This is a genomic window from Caulobacter sp. P1_B12_2, from assembly GCF_056406675.1.
In genome coordinates, this window is sequence record NZ_JBFTZS010000361.1 from 1 (window position 1) to 4,835 (window position 4,835).

At 69.1% G+C, this 4,835-nt stretch carries 6 protein-coding genes; 2 read left to right on the forward strand and 4 right to left on the reverse strand.

The window, feature by feature from the left end; all coding sequences use genetic code 11:
* Positions 1 to 389, forward strand: a 389-nt coding sequence (locus tag AC1DZ6_RS19095; protein ID WP_477098720.1) for an RNA polymerase sigma factor, incomplete at its 5' end; no start/stop codon positions are given.
* Positions 379 to 975, forward strand: a complete 597-nt coding sequence (locus AC1DZ6_RS19100) for a hypothetical protein (RefSeq protein ID WP_477098721.1) — start codon at positions 379 to 381, stop codon at positions 973 to 975. The genes AC1DZ6_RS19095 and AC1DZ6_RS19100, both read left to right, overlap by 11 nt.
* Positions 976 to 1,129: 154 nt before the next feature.
* Here AC1DZ6_RS19100 and AC1DZ6_RS19105 read toward each other — a convergent pair whose 3' ends face one another.
* From AC1DZ6_RS19105 to AC1DZ6_RS19120, 4 genes are all read right to left on the reverse strand, one after another.
* Positions 1,130 to 1,984 carry a pirin family protein gene (locus tag AC1DZ6_RS19105; RefSeq protein ID WP_477098722.1) on the reverse strand — a complete coding sequence of 285 codons (855 nt, stop codon included), beginning with the start codon at positions 1,982 to 1,984 and terminating at the stop codon, positions 1,130 to 1,132.
* Positions 1,985 to 2,101: 117 nt separating this feature from the next.
* Entirely contained in the window at positions 2,102 to 3,472 is a 1,371-nt protein-coding gene (locus tag AC1DZ6_RS19110) for an ABC1 kinase family protein (RefSeq protein ID WP_477098723.1), read from the reverse strand.
* Positions 3,473 to 3,475: 3 nt separating this feature from the next.
* On the reverse strand, positions 3,476 to 3,838 hold the full coding sequence (locus tag AC1DZ6_RS19115) for a nuclear transport factor 2 family protein (protein ID WP_477098724.1): 363 nt from the start codon (positions 3,836 to 3,838) through the stop codon (positions 3,476 to 3,478).
* Between the two features lie 12 nt (positions 3,839 to 3,850).
* On the reverse strand, positions 3,851 to 4,835 hold a 985-nt coding region (locus AC1DZ6_RS19120; RefSeq protein ID WP_477098725.1), incomplete at its 5' end, for a M3 family metallopeptidase.

A 4,835-nucleotide genomic window follows, 5' to 3' on the forward strand; every position in this document is an offset into this window, starting at 1 on the left:
TGCTGGTGGTCTGGCGGGGGCGGCCGCGCTTTCGCGGCGAGAGCGCCGACACGACCTTCGTCTATCGCGTCGCCCACAACACCGCCCTGACCTGGAAGCGCGGCGAAAACCGGCGGCGGCGGCGGCGCGAGGCGATCGAGGCCGAGATGGCCCTGCGCCTGGAGGCGGACGACTCGCCGGAGACGGTCAGCCTGCTGGACCGGCTCTACGGCGCCATTCGCACCCTGGCGCCGCTCGACCGCTCGCTGATCCTGCTGTCACTGGACGGCCAGCCCTATGCCGAGATCGCCCGCTTGCACGGTCTCAGCGAAACCAATGTCGGCGCCCGGCTCAGCCGCGTCCGCCGCCGTCTCTCGGACCTCGTGGAGGAGCGCGAAGATGGAGTTTGACCGTCTCGAACAGGCCTGGCGCTCGGAGGCCAACACCCCCGGCGCACAGGCCCAGGCCTATCTGATGGAGCAGATGATGCAGATGTTGAAAGCCCGCCGTCGCGGCGAGACCTTGCTGTTCGCGATCCCCGTCGCGGCCATGACCTTCTTCACGGGTGTCGCCGTCCGGTCGATCCTGGCCGGCAAGGTCGACATCGACCGGGAATGGGGCGCCCTGGGCATGCTGGGGGTCTGCTGGTTCATGCTGGCGGCGGTGCTCGTCGCCGCCGTCATGGCCAAGCGGCCGCGCGGCGACGGCTCGCCGATGCGCCAGACTCTGGAGGCCATGCTGGCCGCCAACCGCCGGGCGCGGATCAATTACCGGATCTTCTGGATGAGCCTGCCGGTGTTCTTCGTGCCGACGCTGATCGGGGTGTTCCAGCTGGGCGAGGTGGGCAAGGCCACCGAGCGCAACATGGGACAGATGCTGCTGATGTTCGGCGTCGCCCTGGCCGCCAGCGTCGGCTGGAACGCCCTGCGGTTCTTCAAGGTGCTGAAGCCGGAGCAGAAGCGGTTGGAGGGGTTGCTGGCGGAGTACCGTGAGTAGGCGCCGCGACGCCCCCTCCGTCACGATGCGTATTCGCATCGCGTCACCTCCCCCGCTTCGCGGGTGAGGAGGATATCGAGCCGACCTTCTCCTCCCCCGTGCAACGGGGGAGGTGGCGCGTCGCGAAGCGGCGTGACGGAGGGGGCGTGCAGCCCTACCCCGGCACGTTCCCGAACTTCCCGGCGTTGTAGTCGTCGATCGCCTGGATGATCTCCTCGCGGGTGTTCATCACGAACGGCCCATGGGCGAAGACCGGTTCGCCGATCGGCTCGGCGTGACCCAACAGGACCACCGCGCCGGTCGGAGACTCGAAAGCCACCGCGTCGCCGTCGTCGTTCAGCTCGACCAGGTTCCACTTCGGAGCCGGCTGACCTCCCACCACGATCTCGCCCGAGACCACGTACAGGAACACCGCCCGCCCCTCGGCCACGGGCAGGTTCATCGCCCCGCCGGGCGCCAGGCGCGCGACGCTCATCTCGATGCCGATCAACGACGGGAACGGCCCGGTCACGCCCGCGATCTGTCCCGAGACGACCTCGATGCTCGCCCCGTCCGCCTCGACCTTGGGGATCTCGGCGCCCTGCAGGCCCAGATAGTTCGGCGTGGTCATCTTCAGCCGGCTGGGCAGGTTGACCCACAGCTGCAGGATCTCCAGCGGACCGCCAGTCTGCTTGAAACTGGCCGGCGACAGCTCGGCATGGACCAGGCCGCTGCCGGCGGTCATCCACTGCACCCCGCCCGGGCCGATGACGCTCTCATGGCCGCCGCTGTCGAGGTGCGACAGCTCGCCCTCCAGGATGAAGGTCACGGTCTCGAACCCGCGATGCGGATGCGGCCCGAACGGCAGGCCGCGATTGTTGGGCGGATAGACCTGCGGCCCGTGGTGGTTGAGGAACAGGAACGGATCCAGCTGCGGGATCGCCGGCCCCGGCAGCGGCCGCCGGGTGACGAGATCGGCGATGTCGTCGCGCTGGGCGGGATGCAGGCGCTTGAGGGTTCTTGGTGTCATTTTAAGTTCCGCTCATCCCGGCGAATGCCGGGACCCAGATCCAGCCTGGGCATCTAGAATTACGAAACCCGCTCGGCCTTACGACCTGGGTCCCGGCATTCGCCGGGATGAGCGGATCTAAGACACCCCCGCCGTCGACAGCACCGCGGCCTGACGTTCGGCCAGTCCCTCTTCCGAGAAACCCTCCAGCGACTTCTCGAACAGCGCCTTCCAGTTATGGCGCGCGCCCAGGTGCAGGAAGGCCGCGCCCAGGCCGATGGCGGCACGGTCCATGAACACGAACTCGCGGGGGATGGTGATCGGGCCCTTGTCCTTCAGGGCCTGGCGCACCTTGAAGGCCTCGCGGCGGCCGTACTCGCCGGGCGGGGTGTCGTCAGCGACGCTGCGCACCCGGTCGTCCAGCAGCGGGCCGTAGATGAAGCGCGCCCAGACGTTCAGCACGTCGACCAGGTCGTCGGTGAGATTGGCGAAGCCCCAGCTGCGATAGGCCTCGGTCTGCTCGGCGCGGTCGTCGTTGGACAGGGCGCGATACAGCCGCACCACCCCGGCCACGAAGCGCGGCGGGAAGATGCGGATGCAGCCGAAGTCCAGCAGGTTCAGGTGGGCCGCGCCGTCACCACCGTCGGGGCCGCCGAAGGTGTAGTTGCCCAGGTGCGGGTCGCCGTGGATGATCCCGAGCTTGGTCATCGGGCTCCACCAGGCTTCGAACAGCAGGGCGGCGATGCGGTCGCGGGTGTCCTGCGGCGCGTCCTTGAACGCCAGCAGCCCCCGGCCCTCCAGCCAGGTCATGCTGAGCAGCCGCTTGGTCGACAGAGCGGGCACGGGCTGCGGTACGCGGATGTCGTCGCGCCCAGTGAAGAAGCCGCCATAGACGGCCATCAGCTTGGCCTCGCGCTCGTAGTCCAGCTCCTCGCGCAGCCGGTCGCCGATCTCGACGATCGCCTCGCTGGGGTCGATCGAGCCGTCCATGCGCTTGAACAGGCCGATCAGGGCGCGCAACTGGCCCAGATCGCTTTCGACCGCGCTCTGCATGTCGGGATATTGCAGCTTCACCGCCAGGGCGCGGCCGTCGGGACCGACGGCGCGGTGCACCTGGCCCAGGGACGCGGCGGCGGCCGCCTCGTGCTCGAAGCTCTGGAACCGCGACGCCCAGTCCGGCCCCAGCTCGGCGGCCATCCGCCGGCGGACGAACGGCCAGCCCATGGCCGGAGCGTTGGTTTGCAGCTCGGCCAGCTCGGCGGCGAACTCGGGCGGCAACAGGTCGGGCACCGTGGCGAACATCTGGGCCGCCTTCATCAGCGGACCCTTCAGCCCGCCCAGGGCCGCCCTCAGCGCCTTGGCGTTGCGGGCGTCGGCGCTGTCGCCGCCGAACAGACTGTTGGCGCCGTAGCTGACCGCCGCGCCGGACAGGCCCGCCCCGACCTTGGCGAAGCGCGAGACGCGGCCGGCCAGCCGGTTGCGTTCAGGGTCGCGGGGATCATCGGCCATCGGCTAGCCGAACTGCCGGGAGTCGTAGAAGAACCGCTCTCGGACGATCAGGTCGCCCTCCCACACCTGATGGGTCAGTTCCTCGAACCGCAGGGTCTCGCCGCTCTTGTTGGTCATCAGGAAGACCCACTGGATCACGACGTTGTCGCCGTCGTGCAGCACCATGACCGCCGGCTGGGTGTCCATCTTCGACAGCCGCGCCAGGGCCGCCGCCTCGTGCGCGACCAGAATGTCACGGCCGACGCGCGGCGCGGCGTTGTTCTCCTGCATCGAGGCGTTCGGCGCGTAGAAGCGTTCGATAGCCTCGACGTGTTCGTTGCGTTCGACGGTGGCGACGAACTCCGCCAGACGTTCCTTGGTGGGCATCGTCGCGCTCCGTCAGACCAGGGCTTCGAACTCGTCGACCAGCCGTTCCAGCTGGGCGCACCCCGCGGCCCAGAAGGCCTTTTCGCGCGGGTTCAAGCCGAAGGGCTTGAGCGCCTCGACATAGGTGCGGGTTCCGCCCGCCGCCAGCAAGTCCTCGTACAGCGGCGCGAAGGTTTCCGGATCCTCGCGGCGCTTCTCCATCAGGCCGCGCACCAGCAGGTCGCCGAACGCGTAGGCGTAGACGTAGAACGGCGCGTGCACGAAGTGGCTCACATAGGCCCAGTAGTGCTCGWAGCCCTCGTTCAGGGTCACGGCCGGGCCCAGGCTCTCGGCCATCACCTCCAGCCACAGCCGGCCGATCTGGTCGGGCGACAGCTCGCCGTCCTTGCGGGCCTCGTGGAAACGCCGCTCGAAGCGGTGGAAGGCGATCTGGCGCACGACGGTGTTGAGCCCGTCCTCGATCTTGCCCGCGAGAAGGCCCATGCGGTCCTTGGGCGTGGCCTCGGCCAGCAGGCGGTCGAACACCAGGCCCTCGCCGAAGATCGAGGCGGTCTCGGCCAGGGTCAGGGGCGTGTCGGCCAGCAGGGTGCCCAGCGGCGCGCACAGGGTCTGGTGCACGGCGTGGCCCAGCTCGTGGGCCAGGGTCAGCACGTCGCGCCGCTCGCCCATGTAGTTCATGAAGACGTAGGGGTGCCGCTCGGCGGTGACCGGATGCGAATAGGCCCCCGACTGCTTGCCGGCCCGGGGGCGCGCGTCGATCCACGGCTGATCGAAGAAGGTCTGGGCGGTGTCGGCGAACTTCGGGGCCAGGGCCTGGAAGCTTTCCAGCACGATGCCCTGGGCTTCGGCCCAATCGTAGCTCTTCGGGGTCGCGGCGGTGAGGGGCGCGTTGCGGTCCCAGTAGTCGAGGGTCTTGCGGCCCATGACCTTGGCCTTGAGGGCGTAGTAGCGGTGCGACAGGCGCGGATAGGCCTCGACCACCGCCTGCTCCAGGGCG

Bases quoted from the DNA above. Each gene is read 5' to 3' on its own strand.
- AC1DZ6_RS19100 (WP_477098721.1), top strand. From the start codon at position 379: ATGGAGTTTGACCGTCTCGAACAGGCCTGGCGCTCGGAGGCCAACACC.
- AC1DZ6_RS19115 (WP_477098724.1), bottom strand. From the start codon at position 3,838: ATGCCCACCAAGGAACGTCTGGCGGAGTTCGTCGCCACCGTCGAACGC.
- AC1DZ6_RS19110 (WP_477098723.1), bottom strand. From the start codon at position 3,472: ATGGCCGATGATCCCCGCGACCCTGAACGCAACCGGCTGGCCGGCCGC.
- AC1DZ6_RS19105 (WP_477098722.1), bottom strand. From the start codon at position 1,984: ATGACACCAAGAACCCTCAAGCGCCTGCATCCCGCCCAGCGCGACGAC.